Genomic DNA, 268 nt, shown 5'->3' with positions numbered 1-268 from the left:
AGCAGAGCTTGGCCCGCTGTCTATTTCGTTAAAGATGACAGAGCATGGGGCACAAGCACACTTCTTATCCGCGCATGCCCAAGTTCGCCAAGTGATTGAGCAAGCTATTCCCCAGCTTCGCGAAGCGCTGGCTGAGCAAGGTATTTCGTTGGGAGATACTTCTGTCGGTGAACAAAATACTTCTAACGAGCAGGCCTTTGCCCAGCAAAACACCACACCCGGCTCCATGGGAGACGATAGTGGAGTAGATAGCGAGGCAGGGATACCG

At 53.0% G+C, this 268-nt stretch carries 1 protein-coding gene; it reads left to right on the top strand.

All coding sequences use genetic code 11. The features are described 5' to 3' along the window. Nucleotides 1-16: 16 nt before the first annotated feature. A partial coding sequence (locus SB773_RS32095; RefSeq protein WP_410594391.1) for a flagellar hook-length control protein FliK occupies nucleotides 17-268 on the top strand: 252 nt, incomplete at its 3' end.

Source organism: Bacillus sp. SIMBA_074 (assembly GCF_046534555.1).
GTDB lineage: Bacteria > Bacillota > Bacilli > Bacillales > Bacillaceae_G > Bacillus_A > Bacillus_A mycoides.
This window is presented reverse-complemented; position numbering and strand designations above follow the sequence as displayed.